This window comes from Sinorhizobium mexicanum (assembly GCF_013488225.1).
Classification (GTDB): Bacteria; Pseudomonadota; Alphaproteobacteria; order Rhizobiales; family Rhizobiaceae; genus Sinorhizobium; species Sinorhizobium mexicanum.
Genome location: NZ_CP041240.1, coordinates 385882 through 409928, shown reverse-complemented (window position 1 = coordinate 409928; position 24047 = coordinate 385882). Strand labels below are relative to the sequence as shown.

Here is a 24047-nt window from a genome sequence, read left to right as displayed (position 1 = left end):
CCTTGACGCGGGCGGCGCGCATGCGGGACGCCTCTTCCTCTTTCCGTCTTTTGTCTATTTCCTTCTGCCTGACTTCAGGGTCTCGTTCCAATCCTCCTCGGGCGGGCGAAGCCGCATCCAATCGCAGCCGGCGTCGTTGGCAAGTGACCGCACTCGCTCGGCAAACATGTCACCTTGTGAATTGGCGTCTGTTGCTGCGACCAGCTGGACGCCAGTCTGGCAGGCCAATTCCCGCAACGCCCCCTTCGCGGTCGGAGACCATCCGCCGCCCGTGCTGAGATAGAGCGTGCCCTCACGCAACCCTTCGATCGCCGCAAGACTCAAAGCGTCGATCGCGGCTTCCGTGACGGCCAGGCGAAATGCGGTTCCAGATCCAAGGCGGAAGAGAACCTTCGTTCCTCCGGAGGCGAAGCCCCGGTATTGCGGACCTCGCGCCTCCCATCCGGTCACAACGCCGGTATGGTTCCTGTGCGCTGCCCACATGCTGCCATAAGGGCCTTCGCGAAGCAGGTCGCATTTTATTGCCACTCGGAGCAAAGCCGCCGGAAGACAGCGCTCGTCTTGGAGGTAACGCCAAGTCGACGAGCCGGGCCACGGGCGGCGGCGCGCATGCCAACGAGCATGAAGGGTGATCTCGTGCCCTCCATTATACGTTGGATCCCGCCACTCTGGCTCAGTGATCTCAAGACCGACGAGATTTGCAACCTTTTCGGCGCCTTCGAGAAAGCCGACATGGTCAAGATGCTCGACAAGCCCGAACACATCGCCTTTCGCGTCGCTGAGCGGATCGAACCATCCGCGTCCTTCATGCGTGACGATGATAATCTCACCGCCGCGGCGAAACTTGACCGCGCGCCGTGTGCTTTCCTTGATATCAATTGCGAAGTTCGCCTGTTCGAGCACGATCGCGCAGCTCACTTGGCTGCGCAACGCCTCTATTTCTCTTCTTTTCATTTTGCTTCCGATCGCGCAGCGATCGCCCTCCATGACACTTCCTTGCCCGTTGTTTGGTGGGCGCCTTTCGGCAGACCGCGAAGAGCAAAGGCCGCAAGAGCGGGGGTGGCAATTGTCGGACTATGCAATGCTGACGTCGGCCGCGGCGGAGCTTCCCTTGCGGCCTGCCGCGCGCAAGCGGCACAAAAAGGCCGAGGCCGGCTCGATGAGCCGGTCAGGGGAAATATTCGCGCACGATCGCGAGATCGTCGGTGTCGATTTCATCGGAAGGGAGAACGCCGTATTTGACCGTCGATCTCGAAGAGGATGACCCGGACCATCAGGTCGCGGGAAAGCTGGAAGGCGCGGGACTGTGCGAGAGAAAGATCGTGCGACCGACATTGAGAGCCCCTTCGGAAGCGGCCGCAGCCTGGCTCAGGGACCCTTTATGGGTTGACGTGCCGCAGGTGCGAGTTTCCGCCCCCGCCCTGCACCCACCTTCCATCTTCCTCAAGAAGTCTGGCACGCTTGATCGCGCTAAAAACACCGGCCACGGTCCTTTAGCCATTTCGGTCCACTCTCCATCTGTGGATGCCCCGTAAGACGCAAGCAGTTTTCTTGGACAGTTGGCACGTTGGCGGATGCTGCCATCTGTCCGGCCTCTTGGTGCAGCGCCTGGGCTGCGGCCCCGTATGGGATCGGACCGGATCCATATCCGCCTGAGCGTTCTCGCTGGCACGATGGAGGGCCTTGGTTCGTCCGATCAAGTTTTGCCGACAGTTGTGCCATAGCCAACTTTGACCGACGAGGCCTGCGACGGCCGCCACCAACATCCGCAGTTTGCGCACCAGCATCTGTTGCAGCAATGGACCCTTCGGTGCGCCGCGCCTTGCCGCCTGTTTATGACTGCCCATGATGAGCAGCCGCCTGCCCGCCGCATCTTTCGCTGCTCGCTCTTTGCGAAGGGCGGCGGCGGTATTGCGCAACGGCGATTTCACGCCAACCTCGTGTGAAAACGACGAGCACTCGTGCCGTTGCCAATCAGTTTGCGACAAAGCCCTTCTCCCTAGCCTGTGATGCGGCTGGAGATAGCCCTGCATGTAGCGTGCCAAAGGAGAAGTCGTTTGAAAATACCGTGCTACATTGATTCCGACGCGATGTTTGTCCGACATTGTCGGGCATACGACAACGTAGGAGCGCGCTTGAACGACGCTCGCATTCCGTTTCCGCGGCGAAGGGTCCGTACCCGGCCGCCGAGCTCGCAATCTTCCCTGGACGAGTTTTCGTAGGACCAAGCGCGCGAAAAAGAGGCACCGCGCCGAGATATCCATCGACAGCGGAAGTTCCTTGCGGCTCTGCAGCGATGTAACTGAGAACTTACGCCAGCCGTTCTATGGTGTAGCGCGCCGCGAGCCCGAAGATCGAACGGGAAAGGTGAAGTTCGCCGGCGACCGCACGCCCAGTCATTGCCCGCAAATACCCGTCTGGCGAAGAGATTTCCTGCCGATCGAGCTTCTGCAGGGTAATGGCGATGGCAACGGCGGCCTGCTGCTCGCCCATGTGATCGACGGCGCGGCGCCGCGCATCGTCCGAAATACCGGCAACTCGGCACATTTGCGGAGCGATTCGGGCCAGATCAGCCCAACTGCGGGGCAGCGCGAAACCGTAAGTGCTTAGTGCTGGTATGGCTCGCAATAGGTCCTGCAGTGCAACCAGTTCCTGCCGCGAATGACGTGCTTGTTTGATTCCGTTCCTGCGTCGCCTCGGGCACGCTTCAGAAGCCCATTCGCTGGCGGAGCCAGCGCCAACTGATGTCAATGGTTCGGCGGTAGCCGAAGGCTGGTCAACATTACACTCTGCATGTGAATTAGGGCTTGTAGTCTGTTTGTGCGTGTCGCTTCCGGCACACCTGCATGCCGAATCCTGTGGGGCGAGCGCAAGTTCAGGCCTTCGTGGGAGCTGCATAGCGCGCTCCACAAACCATTCAAAAAGCGCGGTCGCGCGACGCAAAAGCACGCTCGGTGCCCTCGTCGCAATGCCGACCAAAGCGATGACCTTTTCAACACGCACCTCGAGCCGGGCCCGCGTGCGCTGCGGAATGAGGTTAGCAAACGCGAGCGCACGACGGAGATTACGCAACGCCCCACGATACCGCCGCAGCGCGGCATTTGCGGCGGCCTTTTCGACTCTGGCTTGCCTTACGAGTTCATCAAGCTCGCGGTAACGAGCGATGAGTATTCGCATGTCGATCCCGCAACCGTCTACAACCGTGCCTTCGACGTTTCTGGTGGGATAGCGCTTGTAGTTGCCGCTGTCCTGCATGGTGATCAGACCGACGTCGAAAAGGTTCGACAGCAGCCGGCTGACGCGTCCGGCCGAACGATTGATTTCGAAAGCGAGCTGCTGGTTCGACTTGAAGATGATTGGCCGGCCGCCCTTTTCGAAAGCGTCCGCAGGAGCGGTGTTGATCAGTGTGGTCAATAGGTACGCCTCGGTCGCATTGACCATCCCCGTGCACGGCAGATTTTGCGCAAGCACGGCGAGCTGTCCGCGTGTCACGGTCCCGATCTCAGCCGATAGTGCCAGGCGTCGGAATTCGGCACGTTTGGGCGTCTGTCGACGGCCGATCGACCGCTTTGGGGGCATCGGTTCTCGCACTGTCGTCTCCTGTGTTGGAGACCAGACAAAGCAACCCCGTTCACCGAAACGGTGTTTTTTAAGTTGACAGAGGAAGTGAGGTTTGCTACTCAAATTTTGGCGAAATTGATTATTAGCAAACCGTTTCCGAGATTTGTTTCGGGGGCGGTTTTTCTTTTCTGGTCCGGTCGGTTTTTCTCCGTTGTAAGATTGGAATACATTACTCGGAATCGAAATGACCCCTGCGTAACGTTGCGCGACCATAAACCGAATGATCTTTTTGGCGCAACAATCGTGCAGTGCCGCTAAAAGAGCGACTCTAGGTCGCCGCAACGCCATGTGGGCTGCCGGCCTCGCTATGCGGGGACGCGAGCTGCCACCAATTTGCGTTTGAGCCGCGCAGTCTGTCTGCCGATGCTCTTTGCGTTCAAGCGGTTGCGCCTCTATGGGCTTATGCGACACGCCATGCGATTTGATGAAATATCGTCGTCCCTAAAGGCGCTGCGGCTCCTTGAGTGAATGCACCGTGCGACGATTGGCGTGCGGCTGCGACAAGCGGCCACCTACCTGATGCCGGCTTCCGGCGCAATCATGAGCCATTCAGCGCTGCGGTGAGCGCCCCGGCGACCCTATAGCAAAAGGCGAAAGGAAGCGTTCATGAGACCACGAAGGGTGGCCATCAGCCTGCCGAATCCTTGGCTTCCCGGAGCAGACTGGGCCGACCGTCACGAGCTTCTTTTCTTCGCCGAGCGGGTGACTGCGGCCGAGGCGGCGCGGCGAGCACTTGGGAGCGCATCCGGCTGGGTGCAAAGTCTTGTGACATGGCACAACCGCCTTGCGCCCATAATCGGGCTGAGCGAAACCGCGCACCCGGCGCATTCAGGCCTGATCGGTACCTTTCCGCTCCTGCACAGCGACGATCGCGAAGCCGTCGTCGGTTATGATGCCCGGCACTTGCATTTTCGTATTGTCGTGGATGTTCGTGAAGGCCCTGCTGACGGCCAGGTCATCGGCATGACCACCTTGGTGCGCCGCAGGAATGCGTTCGGGCGGCTTTGTTTTGCCGCCGCCATACCTTTGCACATGGCGATCGTCCCAGCCTTGCTGACGGGAGTTAAGCGACCCGGACATGGTGTTTCGCGGGAACCGTAAAGTACAATCATGATTGAACACAGTTGCCGTTGCGGCGCTATCCCACAGGAAGTCGCTGGCGATGTGATCCCCACCCGAGGGGGATGTAGTGGGCCGGAAGCTGCGGGCATCACGGAAGCGGGCAAGTCCAGGAAGTGCGTTGCGGATGCCGTCCAGCTCTGTCACGGAAACGACCCTGACGGAACGCGATTTTTGGAGGCGATGCTGTTCCCCTGATCCGAACAGGCCTCCTGGATCACCGGCACGAGCCTGTCGCGACGCGCCGGGGGGCCGGGCGCGGGACTTCGCCAAGCTAGAGCCGGGACGTGCTGCGCGACCTTCACACGATCGAAGCCAGCGGGGCGAAGACCGGTACTCTAGAACCGGAAGACGCATGACCTTATCGCGCTAGGCTTTCCGGTGACCACGCGATGCGACGACTGCATTGCCGTTCACGTGAAGAAGGCGGTCGAACTCGATGCACTGCATAACGAGATTGCCGAGGCCCTCCGGGTGCTGATCGCGCTCAATGCGGGCGCGGCGCTTAGCCTATACGGCGTGTACTATCTCGAACGCGCCCGCCATTCGCTGTCGCGTACTGTGACCCCTGCCTTGAGAGCGGGTTGGCAGATATTCTACACAGATTGTCAGTTCATCGAAATACGGCAAATTAGCGATGCGTTATGCTCCGGATCATCGCAGGTTCTGATCCCCCGTGTCATCGGCGGGCATGAGGGCCTGTCAATTGGGTGGCGCCTACGCGGTGGTCCGACTGCTTCTTGCAGAAGCGAGCGATAACTTGGACGCAAGGTCGATACCTCCCACTCCACTGAACAGAAAAATGAGGTTTTTTGCATGCGCGCTGACGTGCGGTGGAAATTGTGCTGGGAAAATGAGTTGCAACTGTCCGACCACGTTGAACTCACAGACTTCTTTCGGAAGACCTATGGACCGACCGGGGCCTTCAATGCAAAGCCGTTCGAAGGCAGTCAAAGCTGGGCCGGAGCAAGACCTGAGCTTCGTGCAATCGCCTACGACTCGAGTGGTGTAGCGGCCCACATGGGCTTACTGCGCCGTTTCATCAAGGTTGACGGAGTCGACCTGCTGGTGGCTGAACTAGGCTTGTATGGGGTGCGTCCGGATCTTGAGGGACTCGGGATCGCCCATTCGATCCATGTCATGCTTCCAACGCTGCAGGAGTTTCAAGTTCCATTCGCTTTCGGTACCGTTCGGCCCGAGATGCGGAAGCACGTTGAGAGGTTCGGCCGACACGGTCTGGTGACTGTGATGTCCGGGATCACCGTACGCTCCACGCTGCCACACGCGCGTACCGACCTGCCGCCCACGCGCGTCGAGGATCCACTTGTCATCGTCCTGCCTGTTGGACGGCCGATCTCCGACTGGCCCGCCGCCAGGCTGATTGACCGGAATGGACCAGAGCTATGAGCTATCTCTATTGCTGGTCCGAAGCGCAGACGCTTATTGGCGATCTTACGCAGCCACGCCCGTTCAACGCCGGCGGTCGGCGGGACCGACAGCGCACCGGTCGGCGAATTCCGGCAGTGAGTTCTGACAAGTATGTTCTTCCAGTGAAGCAGCCGATCGATGGTTCGGCTGGCATACATCCACACGGTGGATAAAGAGACATGCGGTTCAAGGGCCTCGATCTAAATCTCCTGGTTGTGCTCGACGCCCTCATGACCGAGCGTAACCTCACGGCGGCGGCCCGCAGCATCAATCTCAGTCAGCCAGCGATGAGCGCGGCCGTCGCCCGGTTACGCACCTATTTCCGGGATGAGCTGTTTACGATGGCTGGCCGCGAATTTATCCCCACGCCGCGTGCGGAACGGCTCGCGCCGGCGGCACGCGAGGCTCTGCTGCGCATTCAGCTCTCGATCATTTCCTGGGAGCCGTTTAACCCGGCTCAGTCGGATCGGCGTTTCAGGATCATCCTTTCCGATTACGTCACATTCGTGTTTTTCGAAAGGATCGTGGAGCGTGCGGCGCTTGAAGCGCCCGCCGTCAGCTTCGAATTTCTTCCCCCCACCGACGACAACGAGGACCTTCTTCGGCGCGGCGACGTCGATCTACTGATTCTGCCGGAAATCTTCATGTCGAACGCTCGTCCTCGAACGAAATTGTTCGACGATGTACACGTGTGCGTCGGTTGTCGCACGAACGACCAGCTGTCGGAACCACTTGCATTCGAGAAATACATGTCGATGGGGCACGTTGTGGTCAGATTCGGGGATAGCCTGAGGCTAGGCATCGAGGAACGGTATTTGGTCGAGCACGGTCTCAAGAGACGTATCGACGTCGTGGTACAGGGCTACAGCATGATTCCGCCCATGCTGGTGGGGACCGAGCGCATAGGAACCATGCCCTTACGGCTGGCGCAGCATTTTGCAAAAACAATGCCGCTGCGTATCGTCGAGCTCCCGCTGCCACAACACCTTCCGTTCACCGAGGCCGTTCAATGGCCCGCGCTTCACAATAGTGATCCGGCAAGCCTGTGGATGCGCGAGATGTTAGTACAGGAGGCGTCCAGTATGGTTTCGCCGCTTGCCGCGGCCGAGTCCCCCATCGAGCCTGGATCGCCAAGGGATGTTTGTCCGGGTCGCCCCGCGAAGACGAACGCCGCGGCGAGTTCGCGGGCGTGATCCGTCATTGTCTGACAGCATGATCCGCGAGAGCGGTCGCAGATAAAAGGGCGCCGCTCGCGGCGTGCCCATCTCACGCGTGGCAGCTACACTGGCGCTGATGGCGATGCTTGTTGGTGGTGTCGGCTACATTCGGCTTAGGGCCAACGAGCTTGTCTGCGGTGGTGGGACAAGATGCTTACGAAACTGCCGCGCTCGAGCGGCACGGCGGAGGCGATCGTTCAGGCCTTGCTGAGGGAAGTTGTGCGGCCCGGCTTGGCGTTTCAGGGGAACGGTGGTGCACAACGATTGATTGAAATCGCCTCTACTCATTTACTCCATTTCTTGCGTGTCTGCCCTCGGGCGCCTTTTTGTCGCGGTGCATCGGTAATCAGCATCAAAGCCGTGGATGGGTTGATAGATATCCATCAAGTTACATCATGTCTTTGCATCTTTCTCGACGACGATTTATCAGATAGAACCATGACCAAGCGTCCCACAATTGGCGATCTCGCACGCGAATCCAGAGTCAGCGTTGCGACAGTCGATCGGGTTTTGAACGCCCGCCATCCGGTACGGGAAGAGACCGCGCGGCGCGTCTACGAGGCGGCCCGCGCGCTCGGTTATCCTACCGCTCGCCTTATGGAGCCGCCGAGGCCGCGCCATCTGCCTCACTATCGGCTGGGTTTTATTCTTAGGAAGCCCGCACACCCCTTCTTTGCCGCCTTTGCACGCGAAGTCGAGGCGGCAGTGAATGCCGCACCATCTTTTCATGGCATACCGTCCATCGAGTTCGTAACGTCGAATGCACCCGGCGACCAGGTCGTGCTACTCAAAAATTTGGGCGCACGCTGCGATGCGATTGCCATGGTCGCTCCGGACCACCCGACGATCACGGAAGCAGTCGAAGATTTGAAGGTAAAAGGCATCCCGGTCTTCTCTCTGCTTTCCGATTTCGCTGCGGGCGCACGCGCGGGCTATATTGGGCTCAACAACCGGCAGGTTGGGCGGACGGCGGCCTGGATGGTGGCCAAGGCCGCAAAACGGCCGGGCAAAGTGGCGGTCTTCGTTGCGAGTGACCGTTCCCAGGGGCAGGAGCTTCGTGAAATCGGATTTCGTTCGTATTTCCGTGAGAACGCGCGGACCTTCGAGGTGCTCGATACGCTCGTAAGCCCTGAGACACGGCAGCTCACCTATGAGGCCACTCTCGATCTCATTCACCATGAACCCGAGCTCGTCGGATTTTATGTGCCTGGTGGCGCGATGGAGGGAGCCATCGCGGCTCTACGCGAGAGGCGCGAAAGCCGAGATCTTGTCGCGATCGTCAATGAGATTACGCCGGACTCACGGGCGGCGCTCGTAGATGGCGTCATCACGATGGCGATCGCCACGCCGTTAGGGCGGCTTTGCCGCGAGCTGACGACGTTGATGGCGCGGGTAATCGAAACCGGAACTGCAGATCCTTCAGGGCAAATCGACCTGCCGTTCGATATCTACTTGCCAGAGAATATTTCATACCCCGACTGAGATCCGCGAGCGCTGAGAATTCTATCATCATGATAGATTAAAGATAGAATCCTATCATTGTTTCAGAGAATTCGTTGACCATACTCCTTCAGGCTGATCTCGTGAGCGTGCTTCTACGACGCGGCGCTCTGACGGAGAAGATTCGGCCGCGCTTCAGAGAGGAACGCCCAAGTTAGGCGTCACTCCCTCCGCTTAACACTCAACTACCGGCGGTGCTTCGCACGGGTAGACTGAAACGGAGAAATATATGCCTGACGCAAAATTGCAGAGCGTGCTTTCATCTCTTTCGCAGCAGGCGAGTGAGCTAAATGCTCTGCCATCCACTTGGCCGGTGCCTGATGCTCGTTGTGTCAAACTCGACAGGAATGAGAATCCATTTGCGCTGCCGCCACCCGTGATGCAAAGCGCCGTTGCGGCGCTCGAACGCCAGTATCTCTACCCGCAGGATGATAACATCAGCTTGAGGGAAGCAGCCGCCAAAGCTTATGGCCTCTGCAGGGATCAGGTGATTGCCGGCAACGGATCGTCTGAACTGCTAGGGCTCATCTATAAGGCTTTCCTTAGTCCGGGCGACGCCGTGGCGATGGTTTCGCCAGGTTTTTCGTTTAACCGCAAACTCGCCACGTTGCAGGGTGCTCAATTTCTTGAGGTCCCGTTGAGCGAAGCTTATCCGCTGCCGACAAAGCAATTGCTTTTCGGCCCCGCCAAAGATGCGAAGTTCATTCTAGTAGCCAATCCGAACAACCCCACCGGAACGTTTGTTCCGGTGGCCGATATCGAAGGCCTCGTAGCACAATCGAACCGGTTGATCGTCCTGGATGAGGCTTACGTCGACTTTGCACCGGATAATGCGCTACGCCTTGTCGATCGCTATTCGAACCTTCTGGTCTTGAGAACGTTCTCGAAAAGCTATGCCGCCGCCGGCATTCGCGTTGGTTTCGGTTTTGGTCATCCCGAGATTATTGGAAGGCTGCGCAATCTTCAGAACGTCTTCAACATGAACGTGATCGGCCACGCGGTTGGCATCAGCATCCTTTCCCATCGTGTCGCCTATGAAGAAAACCACAGACATATCAAAAGTGAAAGGCAGAGAGTAAGCGTCGCCCTGTCGCAACTTGGTTTCTCTGTAACAACCTCCCACGCCAATTTCTTGCTGGCCCAAGTGCCTTCGGGAAAAGACGGAACTTGGTGGCAAGTATCCCTGAAAAGGCGAAAGATACTCGTTGCCGCCTTCCCTGAAGATGGTCTGGAAAACTGCATCCGCGTGAGCATCGGTACAAGACCCCAAATGGATGCATTTCTCGCAGCCGTCAGCGACATTTCTGACTATGATCTTCAAACTTAGGCAAGCCCACATCCCCGCTTTGTAAAGCTGCGAACGAAGAACGGGCGTCACCTGTCGCTGGAGCCGCTCAGGAAAACTCCCGCCGGTATAAGCGGTACGAGTTGACGGCGACCGCTTCTAGACCGCGCTGCCGCCGGCGCACTTAGAGGGACAATATCTACTTGAGGAACAAGACCATTCTCGAACCAGAACGACATCAATGCCAGTGGTCGCTCGGGGTAGCGGCCGAAACTTCTGCGCCAGAGTTGGAGATAATTGAATGAAAAACGCCTCTTCTTCAAAACTCGCCATCGGCATCTTCGATCACCTGGACGAAAATGGCAGCGATATCGCCCGACAATACGCGGATCGCCTGACGTTAGCTGAGACGTGTGATCGCCTCGGTTTCTATGCGTATCATCTCGCAGAGCACCATTTTACCCCTCATGGGAGAAGCCCGGCGCCAAATCTGTTCCTGTCGAGCGTTGCACAGCGAACGCACAATCTTCGTGTCGGCCCGCTCGTAATGCTGCTTAGTCTTTGCCATCCGCTGCGCGCGTTTGAAGAGATCTGCATGTTGGACCAATTGAGCGGCGGCAGGCTCGAGCTGGGTCTCGGGCGCGGCTCCCTCCCGATCGAATTGGGTTACTTCGGAATTGGTGCCGACGCGGCACCGGAACGCTATGCGGAAGCCAGCAAAATACTTATGAATGCGATGAGAGGCGGAACGCTATCCTATCAAGGTCAGTATTTTGAGCTGAACAGCGTTCCGTTGACGCTCAGGCCTCATCAGCGTCCGCATCCGCCGACATGGATCGCTAGCAATCGACCCGAGTCCGCAAGCTGGGCGGCTGCGAATGGCGCAAATATTGCGTGCGTTGGGCCGTCCTGGACAGTCCGCAAGATAACTGACGCCTACCGAGCCCATCGAGAGCGGAACATCGACGCAGACGATCATGCGCCGTTTCTCGGTTTGCTCCGCATGGTCGTCGTTGGACGCTCTGAGAAAGAAGCGCGTTCGCTCGCGATGCCTGCTTACGAACGATGGCTCAAGAGCTTCAAATTCCTCTACGACCTCAATGAAATCCCGACACCACCAAACCTGCCCTTGACCTTCGATGCAGCGATTGAAAGTGAATTGTGTGTAGCGGGAACGGCGACTTCTGTGCGACAAGCTCTTCTTGGTCAGCTCGAAGCGGCAGGCGCCAACTATCTTCTGTGTCAACTCGCATTTGGAAATTTGCCATTAGAGGCTTCGCTCTACACCGCAACAACCATTCGATCCGAAATGATGGATCCAGTCGGCTAACGACGAAATCCGCCAACTTCCAAGCTCCGACTATTCGAGAATGCCGTATAGCGTCACGCGAACTCATGGGGTAAACCCATACGGGACGCCTCCTGTACTAACAGCTCACGCATCCAAAGGCTTGCCGGATCACTATTGTGAAGGGCAGGCCATTGGACAGCCTCTGTGAACGTGGGAAGTGGCAGCGGGAGCTCGACGATTCGCAGCGGCATTGTTTTTGCGAAATGCTGCGCCAGCCGCAAGGGCATGGTCCCTATACGGTTGGTCCCCACCAGCATGGGCGGAATCATGCTGAAGCCCTGTACGACAACCTCGACACGTCTCTTGAGACCATGCTCGCGCAAATACCACCCTTCGATGGTGGGTTGTCGGGTATTCCCGAACTTGACGGCAACGTGCCCCATCGACATGTATCTCTCGAATGTAAGTGGCTCTGACAGCTGCTCGTTCGAGTGGCAGCCGACACATACGTGTACCTCGTCGAACAGTTTCGCTTGAGGATGAGCGTTTGACATGAACATTTCCGGCAGAATCAGAAGATCGATGTCGCCGCGCCGGAGAAGGTCCGCATAGTCGTCGGCAAGAGGCAGAAATTCGAAACTGACGGCGGGAGCTTCCCGCGCCGCACGCTCCACGATCCTTTCAAAAAAGACGAGTGTGACGTAATCGGAAAGGATGATCCTGAAGCGACGATCCGATTGGGCCGGGTTAAACGGATCCCAGGAAATGATCGAAAGCTGAACGCGCAGCAGGGTCTCGCGCACCGCGGAGGCGAGCCCTTCAGCACGCGGTGTTGGGATCAGTTCGCGGCCATTCATCGTAAAGAGCTCATCGTCGAAATAGGTGCGCAATCGGGCGACGGCCGCGCTCATCGCTGGTTGGCTCAGGTTGATGCTGCGTGCGGCTGCCGTGAGGTTCCGCTCGGCCATTAGAGCGTCGAGCGCGACAAGAAGATTTAGATCAAGGCCCTTGAACCGCATGTCTTCATCTATCTATGGCGTGAATGCGCGCCATCCAAACAATCGATTTTGCCGATTTATCGGCTTTCTGCATTAGAAGGATATCAATCGATAGAAATCAAGGGCATCGACGGCAAATTGCGAGTGGCGCAGGAAGACACTGAAGGTGGTTCGATAGCCATCAGCTCTGGAACATGGTCCATGCGAACTCAACTGGCTAGCGTCGCAATGCTCGCGACCGGGTCCGACTTGTACCAATCGAGCGTGGCTCTCCATAGCGCAGCCTGCTTCAAGACATATGGGCCGACCGGGGAGTTTAGCGGAAAGTAGTCGAAGTTGGGCGGAGCGAGGCCTGAGCTTCGCGCAAACGCCTATGACTCGGGCGGTGTAGCGGCTCATTTGCGCCTGTTGCGCCGTTTCAACAAGGTTGGCGCGGTTGACCTGTTGGTGGCTGAACTCGGCTTGTATGGGGTGCGTCCGGATCTCGAAAGACCCGGAATCAGTCACTCAATCGGGGTCATGCTTCCAACACTGCAGGAGCTTGACGTTCCGTTCGCTTTCGGCACGTCAGGCACGCGCTGCAGCGGCATCTTGAGAGGTTCGGCCGACATAGTCCAGTGACGGTTTTGTCGGGGCTTCGCGTAGGGTCCACGCTGCCAGACGCGCGTCTCGACAAACCGCCCACGCACCGAAGATGCACTTGTCATAGGCTGCGGGAGACATTCTTCATAATCGCCGAGTATGCGGCCGACCAGCCGAATCCAGCGAATGGATGGAGGCATGAATTTCGCATGCTTGTTGCGGGCTTACCGCTGATACCCATTTGGCCGAGCTCTGATCAGTTAAAGCGTGAAATTCATTAAGTCGTCTATACCCGCGACTTTCAAACAGATTTTCGTGCCTTTCGGTTTTCTTGGCGTTGATCAGGCCGCCTGATACGCAGCTCGAGCAATCACGCTTCGGCTATTGGGAATTCTGTTATCGGGGACGCGGAGCGTCGGTTGCGTGGCGCCTATGTCATGATTGCGCTCGCGACGATCGCTGTGCCTTTCTTCCTGTCGGGCCGGGGCCTGCGTGAGCTCAGAAATTAACTCTCTCGGGGTGCACTCGCATTTTGCGACAGAATGTCCTCTGGCTTCAGTTCGCCTATTTCGCCGGAGCCGTCAGGCTGCCGTAATCGCCACCACGGCGTTGGTGCCGCCGAAGGCGAAGGCATTGCTGATCGCTGCCCGCACCTTGCGCTGCCGGGCGATGTTGGGCGTCACGTCGAGATCGCAGTCTGGATCCTTCTCTCGATAATTCGCAGTCGGCGGAATGATCCCGTCGCGGAGCGCCATCACACAGGCAATCAGCTCGAGGGCGCCGGACGCCCCCATGCAGTGGGCATGCATCGACTTGGTCGAGGACACCGACAGGGCATCGGCGTGCTTGCCGAAGACGCGGCGGATTGCCTGTGTCTCGAGCCGGTCGTTATATTTGGTGCCTGTGCCGTGCGCGTTGACATAGTCAATGTCCTCAGGAAGGAGCCCGGCATCGGCAAGGCAGGCCTTTATTGCGGCGACCGGGCCTTCGACGGTTGGAGCGACGACATCGGACGCGTCTGCGGACATCCCAGTGCCGGCAAGCTCGGCGAGGATCGGAGCGCCGCGCGCCACGGCGTGCTCATAGGTCTCGAGGACAGCCACGCCCGCACCTTCGCCGAGTACCAGGCCGTTACGGTCGGCCGAGAACGGTCGGCAGGTATCGCGGGCGACAGCGCGCAGCGCTTCCCAAGCCTTCAACACGCCCCAGGCGAGCGGTGCATCGGTGCCGCCAGCCAGCATGACGTCAGCCCTGCCGAGCCTTAGTTGGTCGATCGCTGATATGAAAGCGTGGTTTGACGACGAGCAGGCCGAGGTGACGCCGAATACCGGCCCGCGCAGACCGTAGACCATGCTGACTTGGCTGGCCGGCGCGCCTGGCATGGCGCGAGGCACCGCGAAGACATTGGTGCGTGATTTCCCGTCGACGAACAGCCCGCGATAGTTCTCTTCCAGCGTCTCCGCACCGAAGATGGCAGTGCCGACAACCGCGCCGATGCGATCGGTGTTGGTTTTGTCCACGATGAGCCCGGATTGCCGCAGTGCCTCGCCGGCAGCGAGAACAGCCAGCAGACTGTAGCGGTCCATCGTCGTCAGGCGCTTGCGGTCGAACTCGACATCGGGCAACTGCTTGACCTCTGCGCCTGTGCGGATTCTCGACTCATGGAAGGGTGTCGTGGTGATCTCGCCGATCGCCGATCGGCCTGCGCGCATCGCCTCCCAGATGGAGGGCGCGCCGACGCCCATGCCGCAGATGCCGCCGAGGCCGGTTATAACGATCCGGGAACGGGCCATGACGAAATGCTAATCCTTAGCTGCAATCAAGGCGCGTGTCGCCTCGATGAGGTCGCCGACGTTCTTGAGGTTGCTCCAAGCCTCTGAAGTGTTCATCTCGATCTCGATGCCGTAAGCGACCTCGAGATCGAACACGATTTCGGTGAGTTCCAGCGAATGGATTTCAAGAGCTCCGAGATCGGAGTCAATAGTAACTTCCTTGTCGGTCTCCGCATGAGCTTTAATCTTTTCGATGATCTCGGTTGCCAGTTGATCGGCCATTGCCCTCACCCAAATTCAATCGTTCAATTCCTCCGCAACTAAGCTGAGCGGACTAGCTCTATGTCTGCCGTCGTTGCGGACAACTCTGTCTTGTTCAATAGCAACTATTGATCAGTCTTCATTTTGCTTTAGTGGCCAGCCAAGGCCAGGTGGACGCACGCAATCCACAGAGAGTCTCGCGTGAGGTCCGGCGTATGAAGGGATGCCCCACCTCACTGAATACTGTGTTGTCTTGTGTTAGCGGTTGCATGTCCTGGCGTAAGTGTCAGCAGTTAACATTAGTCGTGACGGTGCAAATGTTGTTGCACGAGAATTGACGCTTTCATCCATGCAGCTTTCCGCAACATCGGTAAAATCGATTGTTTGGATGCCACACATCCACATGTTGGATGCGCACAGGCATTCTTGGGGTTCTGCAAATTGTCATCTTTCGAAACATTGGACGCCGGATTGAGCGGCGTCTTGAGAGGAACAACGTTACCATATCCACGACGGCTGGTAGCGCGATCCTATACGCGGCGGTGTAGGATCTTTGGTATTCGATCTGGGGACGGCACGCATCGTCAACATATTGAAAACAGGTGCATAACCGCGACGCCCGCGCTGATCGCCGGTTGATGCTGCGCGCCGCCGCGGTGAGGTTAAGCTTGCCCGTCAGAGCGTCCAGCGCGACCGGAAGATTAAGATCAAGGCCCTTCACTCATCCATAACGTGGATGTGTGCTATCCAAACAATCGATTTTACGAATTTATCGGCCTACTGCATTAGAAGACCATCACTTGACGGAAATCAAGGTCATTGACGGCACATTTGCAAGTGGCGCAGGAAGGGACCGGGAGTGGTTAGAGAGCCCATCAGCTCTGGAACGGAGTGCCACCAAGGCTTCGAACGTTCCAATTACATGTCATCGGACCGCTGACTGCAGTCTCTGACATTGACCATTCGCCCACAGCTTCGATCGCGTGATCGGGCGCCTCTAGCAAACAGCAAACAACAAGGAGGGCTTTGCATGCGCTGCGAGGTGCGGTGGAGTCTATGTTGGGAAAATGAGTTGCAACTGTCCGACCATATCGAACTCACCGAGTTCTTTCGGAAGGCCTATGGGCCTACTGGGGCGTTCAACGCAAAACCATTCGAGGGTAGCCGAAGTTGGGCCGGAGCCAGGCCCGAGCTCCGTGCAATCGCCTACGATTCTCATGGTATCGCTGCCCATATGGGCTTGTTGCGCCGTTTCATCAAGGTAGGCGAGGTCGATCAATTAGTGGCTGAACTGGGGTTGTACGGGGTCCGTCCGGACCTTGAGGGACTCGGAATCTCCCATTCGATCCATGTCATGCTTCCAGTACTGCAGGAGCTTGGCGTTCCATTCGCTTTCGGCACCGTCAGGCACGCGTTGCGCAAGCATGTAGAGCGGTTCGCCCGATACGGTCTGGTGACCATTTTGTCGGGGATTCACGTGCGCTTCACGCTACCAGAGGCGCGCCTCGACAAGCCGCCCACGCGCACCGAAGATGCACTTGTCATCGTTCTGCCAGTCGGACAGTCGATGTCAGACTGGCCCGCCGGTACGACAATTGATCGGAACGGACCAGAGCTATGACGCGCGTTAATTGCTTTTCCGAAGTGCGCGGTGTGTGCACCGACGGTGCCGGTCAGCACAGCGTTTATTTGACGTTCGATGACGGGCCTCATCCCTTTTGCACACCGGAAATCCTCGATGTGCTGGCTGAACACCGGGTGCCGGCGACATTCTTCGTCATCGGCCAGTACGCGGCCGACCAGCCCAACCAGATCCAACGAATGATTGCCGAAGGGCATGAAGTCGCTAACCACACAATGACTCATCCGGACCTGTCCAAATGCGGACCCGGCGAAATACAGCGTGAAATACTCGAGGCGAACAGAGCCATCACCATGGCGTCCCCGCGAGCCTCGGTGCGGCACATCCGCGCTCCGTACGGGATCTGGACCGAAGAAGTGCTCACGGCGTCAGCGGACGCTGGATTGAACGCGGTCCACTGGTCGGTAGATCCGCGAGATTGGTCCTGTCCCGGGATAGACGCCATTGTCGATGAAGTGCTCGACTCTGTCCAGCCGGGCGCAATTGTGCTCCTGCACGACGGATGCCCTCCCAGCGAGTTGCAACCCGGCACTGACCGCGGTCTGCGCTACCAGACCATCGTGGCGTTATCCAGCATAATTCCAGCCTTGCAAAGCCGCGGCTTTGTATTCCGCTCGCTTCCTCAAGATCACTGAAGACGAGACTCCCATGAATTTGCTTGACACAACCAGCACTGTCGCCATCTCGCTTTATGCGCTGCTCTCGACTGCCTATAAAAGCATGCAGGCCGTTTACTCTGTGCCGGCATACGATTCATCGGCGTCTGAGCGCCCGGTCGACTTCGACGAACTACCGAGCGTAGATGTCATCGTCCCCTGCTTCAACGAGGATCCGGGCACGCTTTCGGACTGCTTGGCTTCCATTGCGGACCAGGAATACGCGGGGCAACTGCGGGTCTACGTGGTTGATGACGGTTCTGGAAATCGCGACGTCTTGCGACCTGTGCATGAGACCTACGCGCGCGACCCCAGGTTCAATATCATTCTGCTTCCGCAGAATGTTGGCAAGCGCAAGGCGCAGATCGCCGCGATACGCCGCTCAGGCGGAGATATGGTGTTAAACGTCGACTCAGACACGATACTCGCGTCGGATGTCATCTCGAAGCTTGTACCAAAGATGCAAAATCCAGCGGTCGGGGCGGCCATGGGGCAGTTGACGGCCAGCAACCGAGACGACAGTTGGTTGACCAGGTTGATCGACATGGAGTACTGGCTGGCTTGCAACGAGGAGCGTGCTGCACAGGGTCGCTTCGGTGCCGTTATGTGCTGCTGCGGCCCGTGTGCCATGTATCGCCGCTCTGCGCTCGTTATGCTGCTGGACCAGTACGAGTCGCAATATTTTCGCGGTAAGCCGAGCGACTTCGGTGAGGATCGCCATCTCACTATTCTCATGTTGAAGGCAGGCTTTCGAACTGAGTACGTGCCGGACGCCATCGCGGCTACAGTCGTTCCGAACAGACTAAAGCCGTATCTGCGCCAACAACTGCGTTGGGCACGGAGCACGTTCCGGGATACGTTACTGGGGCTTCGCCTACTGCCCGGCCTTGATCGCTTTCTGACGCTGGACGTGGTCGGACAAAATCTCGGGCCGCTGCTTCTTGCGCTATCGGTATTAACGGGCCTTGCGCAGGTCGCACTCACAGGCACCGTGCCTTGGTGGACGGTCCTGATGATTGTGGTCATGACCGGGATTCGCTGCAGCATTGTGGCGTTTCGGGCCCGCCAACTTCGATTTCTGGGCTTTTCGCTGCACACATTCATCAACATCTTTCTGTTGCTGCCCTTGAAGGCCTACGCGTTGTGTACGTTGAGCAATAGCGACTGGCTGTCACGCGGCTCTGCCGGCAGCTCGGCCAACAAGGGTGGGAAGCAGGCCCCTGTCCAAAGTCCAACCACTGAATCATGCAGCACAGAATTCTCGGGACGTGGGAGTCCGCTCCGCAGGCTCAACCTTTCGCGGGATTCTTCGAGGCTTGTGACATCTGACGGCATTTGCAGCGACGAGTGATAGCGACTTTACCGAGGTGGACGAGTTGACACAAAATTATCAATTGCTGAATCGGGAACTGGCCGCAGACGATCCGTGGCGGCTCGACGGCAACCCGTTCGAGCAAAAGCGTTACGGGCAAATGCTCCGACTATCGCTTGCCGAAGGTTCTATCACACATGCACTCGAAGTCGGATGCGCTGCCGGCGCATTCACTGAGAAATTGGCACCCCACTGCCAACGGCTCACCGTGATCGATGTCGTGCCGCAAGCAATTGCTCGAGCGCGTCGACGGATGAAGGAGCCGCCGCACATCAGCTGGACAGTCTCTGATGTTCAACAGTTTTCGCCTGATGAGCGGTTCGATCTGATCGTTGTGGCGGAAGTGCTCTACTACGTTGGAGAGATAGCCGATATGCGGGCGGCCGTCCGCAATCTGGTGCGGATGCTTGCGCCAGGTGGGCATCTGGTCTTCGGATCGGCGCGCGATGCCAATTGCCGGCGCTGGGGTCACGCTGCTGGTGCCGAAACGGTCATCGCCATGCTGAACGAGACGTTGATCGAGGTCGAGCGGCTTGAGTGCCGGGGTGAGTCGGTCAACGAAGACTGCTTGCTCGCTCGTTTCCGGAATCCGGTTTCCGGTTCCTTATGAATTGAATTGTCGACGTTAGACATTGGAGACACCATGCGCATCTGTGGTATCAAGCTGACCCATGACGGGGCGATCGCGCTTGTCGAGGATGGACGGCTCGTCTTCTGCATTGAGCAGGAGAAGCAGGACAACAATCCGCGATATCAAACCATCGATAATCTCGACGCAGTTGTCGCCGCTTTGGCGCAACACGGTCTGAAACCGCGGGATATTGATCAATTCGTTATCGACGGCTGGGATGGTGAGGACGAGTCGCGGTTCCAGGTGCTCAGTGGGGTGGCTCCCCTAACTCTCAAGGGGGCGCCTTATGTCGAACGCTACGCCGACGGCCTTCTCGAATGCCTCGACGGCTCCGGTCTCATTCTCGATGACTGGGCTTTTCCTTATGAGAGCTATCCCCATGTAACGGGCCACGTGACCTCTGCGTACTGCACCAGCCCGTTCGCGAAGGCCGGACAACCCGCTTTCTGCCTGGTGTGGGACGGCTGCATCTTCCCGCGCCTTTATTATGTGGATGGCCAAGGCGCACGGTTCCTCGAATGCCTCTTCCCGGTGATAGGCCAAGCCTACGCTGCCGCGGGCCATTATTTCGGACCCTATAAGAAGGCGAGCCGGGGAGGCTGGGATTTAGGGGTCGCCGGCAAGCTGATGGCCTATATCGCGCTGGGGTCGGTTGATGAAGACATTGTCGCGGTGTTTCAGGAGCTTTACGAGGAGCGCTTTGCGGCCGATACGGAGCTTGCCAGCCGTTATCGCGCGAACATCAATGACACCGAGACCTCGCTCGTGGCTGTGCATGACTTCTTCGATGCCAGCGTAGTCCGATTGGAGGGCAAGTCACCCGAAGATGTGCTTGCATCGTTTCATCTCTTCCTCGAGCGCCTCCTCGTCCGCGAAATGACAATGGCCTTGCAGCGCCACTCGTTTCCAGGGCCGCGCAATTTGTGTGTAGCCGGCGGCTGCGGTCTGAACATCAAATGGAACAGTGCACTACGCGAGACGGGCCTGTTTGATGACGTCTGGGTCCCGCCATTCCCGAATGACAGCGGCTCTGCAATCGGCGCGGCGTGCTGCGCAATGGTGGCGCAGCAAGGCTTCGTGCCGCTGGAATGGTCGGTCTACAGCGGCCCGGTCTTGCAAAGTGGGCATGTGCCGGCCGGATGGGAGGCCACGCCTTGCAGCATGCCGGAACTCGCCACCATCCTCGCCAGCAACAAGCCCGTGGTTTTCCTTTCCGGACGCGCCGAGCTTGGACCCCGGGCTTTGGGAGGCAGAAGCATTCTCGCAGCCGCGACTTCGGCGGAAATGAAGGATTTTCTCAACGAAGTAAAGTTTCGCGAACACTTCCGGCCGGTGGCGCCGATATGCCTCGAGGACCGTGCGCCGGATATATTCAGCCCCGGAACGCCCGATCCATACATGTTGTTCGATCATCAGACACGGATGGAATGGCAGGACAAAGTCCCCGCTGTTGTACATCTTGACGGATCTGCGCGACTGCAAACGATCGCTAGGAGCTCTCAGCACAAAGTCGCCGAACTACTCGTCGAATATGAAAAACTCACGGGCATTCCGCTCCTTTGCAACACAAGTGCCAATTACCATGGACGTGGCTTCTTCCCGGATGCGGCGGCAGCCTGCGAGTGGGGGCGCGTTGAACACGTATGGTGCGACGGCCTGCTGTTGACGAAAACACAGGCAATTCAGCAAAAGCCAGTCGCCGGCGCCTTCACGGGTAGATGAGCGCATGTCCATGGTAGCAATCGATCTTGCCGGCATAAGCAAGAGATATGGTGACAAGCTCGTGGTTGACGGGCTGTCGTTGAGCGTGGCGTCGGGCGAATGCTTCGGCCTGCTGGGACCGAACGGCGCGGGCAAAAGCACAATTGCCCGTATGGTCCTCGGCATGACATCGCCTGATGCGGGGCAGATTACCGTGCTCGGCGTCCCGGTACCGGCGCGGGCTCGCTTGGCGCGCAGGCGCATCGGCGTAGTCCCCCAATTCGACAACCTCGACCCTGAGTTCACTGTACGCGAGAACCTGCTGGTCTACGGGCGCTACTTCGGCATGAGCACACGCGAGGTCAAAGCGGTTATGCCGTCGCTTCTCGAGTTCGCCCGCCTTGAGAGCAAGGTGGATGCCCGTGTCTCCGAATTGTCCGGCGGCATGAAACGGCGCCTGACGCTGGCGCGTGCGTTGATCAACGACCCGCAGCTGCTTGTAATGGACGAGCCGACCACCGGTCTCGATCCGCACGCTCGCCACCTGATCTGGGAGCGCCTGCGTGCCCTGCTGGCGCGCGGCATGACGATTATCTTGACGACCCACTTCATGGAAGAGGCTGAGCGGTTGTGCGATCGGCTGTGCGTGCTCGAACGAGGCCGCAACATCGCCGAAGGCCGCCCTCATGCTTTGATCGACGAACTGATCGGGTGCGAGGTCATCGAGATTTACGGCGGCAATCCGCATGAACTGCAATCGCTGATTAGCCCCTACGCCCAACGCATCGAAGTGAGCGGCGAGACACTCTTTTGCTACGCGTCCGATCCGGAGCAGGTGCGCGTGCGGCTGCGCGAGCGCACAGGTTTGCGTGTTCTGCAGCGTCCGCCGAATCTTGAGGATGTGTTTTTGCGGCTGACTGGGCGCGAGATGGAGAAGTGAGCTATGGGTGAAGGTCGTGCCGCGGCTCTGCCCGCTAACGCTTGGAACTGGATCGCCGTATGGCGACGTAACTATCTGGCATGGAAGAAAGTAGCGCTTGCGTCGATTCTCGGGAACTTGGCCGATCCTATAATCTACCTGTTCGGCCTCGGCCTTGGCCTCGGAATTGTCATAGGTCGCGTTGACGGCACGTCGTACGTTGCTTTTTTGGCAGGCGGCATGGTGGCGACAAGCGCGATGACGTCTGCGACATTCGAGACGATTTACGCGGCTTTCGCTCGAATGCATGCTCAGCGCACCTGGGAAGCGATTCTTTACACACAACTTACGCTCGGCGACATTGTTCTCGGTGAGTTGGCTTGGGCAGCCAGCAAGGCATTCCTCGCCGGTACGGGTATTATGATTGTTGCCACCACGCTGGGCTATGCGGCGTGGCCGTCCATCCTTTATGCGCTGCCAGTCATCGTGCTCACTGGCTTGGCCTTCGCGAGCCTGGCGATGGTCGTCACGGCGCTTGCTCCCAGTTACGACTATTTCGTTTTTTACCAGACGCTCGTCCTCACACCCATGCTGTTCCTGTGTGGCGCGGTCTTTCCTATCAACCAGCTGCCCGGCGCCTTTCGGGAGGCTGCGCAGTTCTTGCCGTTGGCACATGCAATCGAGCTCATTCGTCCAGCAATGCTTGGCCGCCCGGCGGACAGCATCGGCCTGCATATCGGCGCGCTTTGCATCTACGCAGTTGTGCCGTTCTTCCTGTCGGCGGCACTGTTTCGTCGGCGTCTGATGTCTTGATGCTACTCGCCACCAGACGAGAAGGAGAAACGTGATGCAGTCTCGCGAACTCGGCCGCAGCGGTCTGAAGATAAGCGCGCTCGGCCTGGGCACCATGAGCTGGGGAGAGCAGAACACGGAAGCGGAGGCGCACGCGCAACTGGACGCAGCCCTCGATGCCGGCATAAACTTTGTCGATACTGCAGAGATGTATCCTGTGCCACCCCGAGTCGAGACACATGGACTGGCGGAGCGTTATATCGGCAGTTGGATACGCAAGACCGGCCGCAGGCAAGACATCGTGCTCGCAACAAAGGCGGTCGGGCCCGCTCGAGCAGGAAAGGCGAACTTACCTTATGTGCGCGGCGGCCAGGTCAGCTACACCCGCGCCAACCTGTTCGAGGCCGTAGACGCAAGCCTCCAAAGGCTCGAGACGGACTATGTCGACCTCTTCCAACTGCACTGGCCTGACCGTAGCACCAACGTCTTCCAGTTACTCGACTACCAGTACGAGCTCGACGACGATACGGTTCCTATCCTTGAGACGCTGGAAGCGTTGGACGCGCTCGTCAAGTGCGGCCGCGTTCGTCACATCGGGCTCTGCAACGAAACGCCTTGGGGCCTGGCCCGCTTCCTCCATCACGCGGAGGCACAAGGGCTAGCCCGCGTGATAAGCACTCAGAATCCGTACAATCTGCTCAACCTGGACTTTGAATATGGTCTCGCCGAGATGGCTCTGCGCGAACAGGTGGGGCTCCTTGCATACTCGCCGCTTGCCATGGGGACGCTGACCGGGAAATACTTGGATGGCCAGCGGCCAACTGGCTCGCGGCTGAACTTGTTCGGGCGGTTCTTCCGCTACAGCAACGAGAGGGCGCAGCATGCGGCACTCGCATATACGACGCTCTTCCGTGAACATGGCATCGATCCGGTACACGGCGCGTTGTCGTTCGTCAGGGGCCGGCCATTTGTTGCAAGCACTCTAGTAGGCGCTACCTCGGTGCAGCAATTGCAACACAACATCGCCAGCCTGGAGGTCAGCCTGTCACGCAAAATCCTGGATGGAATCCAGTCAATCTATCAGCGCTATGGAACGGCGCCGCCGTAACTCGGGTGTGAGGCTCGTGGTGCAAACTTACGCCGCCGATACAGGTCCCGTGACCATCTCTGAAACTGCCTAACGAGTCACGGGGGTTGAGACCGGCGAACGGGCGCCGATCTTAAGCGGCCGCAGATTCTTGCACTGGTGGCACGGCCAAT

General features: G+C 58.4%; 20 protein-coding genes and 2 pseudogenes. 17 read left to right on the top strand and 5 right to left on the bottom strand.

Going from position 1 to position 24047, the window contains the following annotated elements:
* Window positions 1-54: 54 nt before the first annotated feature.
* Window positions 55-954 carry a DUF3991 and toprim domain-containing protein gene (locus tag FKV68_RS23965; protein WP_245181558.1) on the bottom strand — a complete coding sequence of 300 codons (900 nt, stop codon included), beginning with the start codon at window positions 952-954 and terminating at the stop codon, window positions 55-57.
* A 284-nt stretch (window positions 955-1238) separates the two neighbouring features.
* On the opposite strand from FKV68_RS23965, the gene FKV68_RS23960 reads away from it, so the two are divergent.
* Window positions 1239-1535, top strand: a complete 297-nt coding sequence (locus FKV68_RS23960) for a hypothetical protein (protein WP_180942092.1) — start codon at window positions 1239-1241, stop codon at window positions 1533-1535.
* Between the two features lie 775 nt (window positions 1536-2310).
* Here the strand turns inward: FKV68_RS23960 and repC are convergent.
* Complete coding sequence (repC, locus tag FKV68_RS23955; RefSeq protein WP_180942321.1) at window positions 2311-3579, bottom strand: plasmid replication protein RepC; 1269 nt, start codon at window positions 3577-3579, stop codon at window positions 2311-2313.
* Window positions 3580-4227: 648 nt separating this feature from the next.
* Here repC and FKV68_RS23950 point away from each other — a divergent pair.
* The 7 genes and pseudogenes from FKV68_RS23950 (at window position 4228) to FKV68_RS23920 (ending at window position 11500) form a co-directional block, all read left to right on the top strand.
* Complete coding sequence (locus FKV68_RS23950; RefSeq protein ID WP_180942091.1) at window positions 4228-4722, top strand: DUF2867 domain-containing protein; 495 nt, start codon at window positions 4228-4230, stop codon at window positions 4720-4722.
* A 268-nt stretch (window positions 4723-4990) separates the two neighbouring features.
* A pseudogene (locus tag FKV68_RS33355) lies at window positions 4991-5247 on the top strand (carboxymuconolactone decarboxylase family protein); the annotation flags it as partial.
* A gap of 309 nt (window positions 5248-5556) precedes the next feature.
* Window positions 5557-6147, top strand: a complete 591-nt coding sequence (locus FKV68_RS23940) for a NodA family N-acyltransferase (protein ID WP_180942090.1) — start codon at window positions 5557-5559, stop codon at window positions 6145-6147.
* Between the two features lie 200 nt (window positions 6148-6347).
* Window positions 6348-7361: a transcriptional regulator NodD2 gene (gene nodD2, locus FKV68_RS23935; RefSeq protein ID WP_180942089.1), complete on the top strand. Its 1014-nt coding sequence runs from the start codon at window positions 6348-6350 to the stop codon at window positions 7359-7361.
* Between the two features lie 462 nt (window positions 7362-7823).
* Window positions 7824-8867 carry a LacI family DNA-binding transcriptional regulator gene (locus FKV68_RS23930; RefSeq protein WP_180942320.1) on the top strand — a complete coding sequence of 348 codons (1044 nt, stop codon included), beginning with the start codon at window positions 7824-7826 and terminating at the stop codon, window positions 8865-8867.
* Between the two features lie 247 nt (window positions 8868-9114).
* Complete coding sequence (hisC, locus tag FKV68_RS23925; RefSeq protein ID WP_180942088.1) at window positions 9115-10212, top strand: histidinol-phosphate transaminase; 1098 nt, start codon at window positions 9115-9117, stop codon at window positions 10210-10212.
* A gap of 259 nt (window positions 10213-10471) precedes the next feature.
* Window positions 10472-11500, top strand: coding sequence for an LLM class flavin-dependent oxidoreductase (locus tag FKV68_RS23920; protein ID WP_180942087.1), 1029 nt, complete (start codon window positions 10472-10474; stop codon window positions 11498-11500).
* Between the two features lie 53 nt (window positions 11501-11553).
* Here the strand turns inward: FKV68_RS23920 and nodD2 (FKV68_RS23915) are convergent, their stop codons facing one another.
* Window positions 11554-12480 carry a transcriptional regulator NodD2 gene (gene nodD2, locus FKV68_RS23915; RefSeq protein ID WP_180942086.1) on the bottom strand — a complete coding sequence of 309 codons (927 nt, stop codon included), beginning with the start codon at window positions 12478-12480 and terminating at the stop codon, window positions 11554-11556.
* A gap of 315 nt (window positions 12481-12795) precedes the next feature.
* On the opposite strand from nodD2 (FKV68_RS23915), the pseudogene FKV68_RS33870 reads away from it, so the two are divergent.
* Window positions 12796-13322, top strand: a pseudogene (locus tag FKV68_RS33870) (GNAT family protein).
* 300 nt (window positions 13323-13622) lie between these two features.
* Here the strand turns inward: FKV68_RS33870 and FKV68_RS23905 are convergent.
* Together FKV68_RS23905 and FKV68_RS23900 are read right to left on the bottom strand one after the other, a co-directional pair.
* The gene (locus FKV68_RS23905; protein WP_180942085.1) at window positions 13623-14834 is read right to left on the bottom strand and encodes a beta-ketoacyl-[acyl-carrier-protein] synthase family protein; all 1212 of its coding nucleotides are present in this window, start codon (window positions 14832-14834) and stop codon (window positions 13623-13625) included.
* A 9-nt stretch (window positions 14835-14843) separates the two neighbouring features.
* Entirely contained in the window at window positions 14844-15095 is a 252-nt protein-coding gene (locus tag FKV68_RS23900; protein WP_180942084.1) for an acyl carrier protein, read from the bottom strand.
* Window positions 15096-16104: 1009 nt separating this feature from the next.
* Here FKV68_RS23900 and FKV68_RS23895 point away from each other — a divergent pair.
* From FKV68_RS23895 to FKV68_RS23860, 8 genes are read left to right on the top strand one after another with little or no spacing between them, the layout of a single operon-like run.
* On the top strand, window positions 16105-16695 hold the full coding sequence (locus FKV68_RS23895; protein ID WP_180942083.1) for a NodA family N-acyltransferase: 591 nt from the start codon (window positions 16105-16107) through the stop codon (window positions 16693-16695).
* Entirely contained in the window at window positions 16692-17351 is a 660-nt protein-coding gene (gene nodB / locus FKV68_RS23890) for a chitooligosaccharide deacetylase NodB (protein ID WP_180942082.1), read from the top strand. The genes FKV68_RS23895 and nodB overlap by 4 nt, the downstream gene beginning before the upstream one ends.
* 13 nt (window positions 17352-17364) lie before the next feature.
* The gene (gene nodC / locus FKV68_RS23885) at window positions 17365-18723 is read left to right on the top strand and encodes a chitooligosaccharide synthase NodC (protein WP_180942081.1); all 1359 of its coding nucleotides are present in this window, start codon (window positions 17365-17367) and stop codon (window positions 18721-18723) included.
* Between the two features lie 16 nt (window positions 18724-18739).
* Window positions 18740-19354: a nodulation methyltransferase NodS gene (gene nodS, locus FKV68_RS23880; protein WP_342454815.1), complete on the top strand. Its 615-nt coding sequence runs from the start codon at window positions 18740-18742 to the stop codon at window positions 19352-19354.
* Window positions 19355-19387: 33 nt separating this feature from the next.
* Window positions 19388-21097 (top strand): nodulation protein NodU, encoded by a 1710-nt coding sequence (gene nodU / locus FKV68_RS23875; protein ID WP_180942080.1) that lies wholly within the window; start codon window positions 19388-19390, stop codon window positions 21095-21097.
* A gap of 4 nt (window positions 21098-21101) precedes the next feature.
* Window positions 21102-22016 (top strand): nodulation factor ABC transporter ATP-binding protein NodI, encoded by a 915-nt coding sequence (nodI, locus tag FKV68_RS23870; RefSeq protein WP_180942079.1) that lies wholly within the window; start codon window positions 21102-21104, stop codon window positions 22014-22016.
* Window positions 22017-22019: 3 nt separating this feature from the next.
* Complete coding sequence (locus tag FKV68_RS23865; RefSeq protein WP_180942078.1) at window positions 22020-22808, top strand: ABC transporter permease; 789 nt, start codon at window positions 22020-22022, stop codon at window positions 22806-22808.
* A 34-nt stretch (window positions 22809-22842) separates the two neighbouring features.
* Entirely contained in the window at window positions 22843-23895 is a 1053-nt protein-coding gene (locus FKV68_RS23860) for an NADP(H)-dependent aldo-keto reductase (RefSeq protein WP_180942077.1), read from the top strand.
* The last annotated feature ends 152 nt before the right edge of the window (window positions 23896-24047 follow it).